At 51.7% G+C, this 1034-nt stretch carries 9 tRNA genes and 1 rRNA gene; all 10 read right to left on the reverse strand.

From position 1 onward, the window contains the following. Nucleotides 1-15 precede the first annotated feature (15 nt). The 10 genes from LD028_RS02390 to rrf all read right to left on the reverse strand — a co-directional run bounded on the left by LD028_RS02390 (nt 16) and on the right by rrf (nt 966). A tRNA-Lys gene (locus LD028_RS02390) sits at nt 16-91 on the reverse strand. 10 nt (nt 92-101) lie between these two features. Further along, nucleotides 102-177, reverse strand: a tRNA-Thr gene (locus LD028_RS02395). A gap of 43 nt (nt 178-220) precedes the next feature. Then, a tRNA-Phe gene (locus tag LD028_RS02400) sits at nt 221-296 on the reverse strand. A 5-nt stretch (nt 297-301) separates the two neighbouring features. Further along, nucleotides 302-377: transfer RNA gene (locus LD028_RS02405), tRNA-Asp, on the reverse strand. A gap of 5 nt (nt 378-382) precedes the next feature. Further along, nucleotides 383-459: transfer RNA gene (locus LD028_RS02410), tRNA-Met, on the reverse strand. Nucleotides 460-487: 28 nt separating this feature from the next. After that, nucleotides 488-563 (reverse strand) — tRNA-Val (locus tag LD028_RS02415). A gap of 8 nt (nt 564-571) precedes the next feature. Next, a tRNA-Glu gene (locus LD028_RS02420) sits at nt 572-643 on the reverse strand. Between the two features lie 21 nt (nt 644-664). Beyond that, nucleotides 665-755, reverse strand: a tRNA-Ser gene (locus LD028_RS02425). Between the two features lie 5 nt (nt 756-760). Continuing rightward, nucleotides 761-835, reverse strand: a tRNA-Asn gene (locus LD028_RS02430). Between the two features lie 14 nt (nt 836-849). Next, nucleotides 850-966, reverse strand: a 5S ribosomal RNA gene (rrf, locus tag LD028_RS02435). Nucleotides 967-1034: the final 68 nt, after the last annotated feature.

A 1034-nucleotide genomic window follows, 5' to 3' on the forward strand; every position in this document is an offset into this window, starting at 1 on the left:
GCCACACCCGCATCATGGTGAGCCATGGAGGACTCGAACCTCCGACCCTCTGATTAAAAGTCAGATGCTCTACCTACTGAGCTAATGGCTCAAAAAGAATCTGGTGCCGGCTGCAGGACTTGAACCCGCAACCTACTGATTACAAGTCAGTTGCTCTACCAATTGAGCTAAGCCGGCACATTATATATATTTAGATAGATCAAATCCACATTATTCAAAATGGTGGCTCGGGACGGAATCGAACCGCCGACACAAGGATTTTCAGTCCTTTGCTCTACCGACTGAGCTACCGAGCCATACATGGCGGTCCCGACGGGACTCGAACCCGCGATCTCCTGCGTGACAGGCAGGCATGTTAACCACTACACTACGGGACCAACTTTGGTTGCGGGGGCAGGATTTGAACCTGCGACCTTCGGGTTATGAGCCCGACGAGCTACCTGGCTGCTCCACCCCGCGATGATAAAAGTAAATCAATGTTCATACATGGTGGAGGATGACGGGATCGAACCGCCGACCCCTTGCTTGTAAGGCAAGTGCTCTCCCAGCTGAGCTAATCCTCCATAAAAGATGACCCGTACGGGATTCGAACCCGTGTTACCGCCGTGAAAGGGCGGTGTCTTAACCACTTGACCAACGGGCCATATATTATTTCCAAAGTGGCTGGCGGAGAGCAAGGGATTCGAACCCTTGAGACGCTCATCACGTCTACACGATTTCCAATCGTGCTCCTTCGACCACTCGGACAGCTCTCCGTAAATGGCTCCGCAGGTAGGATTCGAACCTACGACCGCTCGGTTAACAGCCGAGTGCTCTACCACTGAGCTACTGCGGAATAACTCATGTTTTGCCCGGCAACGTCCTACTCTCGCAGGCGGTGTCCCGCCAACTACCATCGGCGCTGGAGAGCTTAACTTCCGTGTTCGGGATGGGAACGGGTGTGACCTCTCCGCCATCGTCACCGAGCAATAATGCTTTAGACAAATGTTATTATAACGGAATATTTTTTGTTGTCAAGCATTTTTTTATTCCTT

This window comes from Anoxybacillus sp. LAT27 (assembly GCF_022030075.1).
Classification (GTDB): domain Bacteria; phylum Bacillota; class Bacilli; order Bacillales; family Anoxybacillaceae; genus Anoxybacillus; species Anoxybacillus kestanbolensis.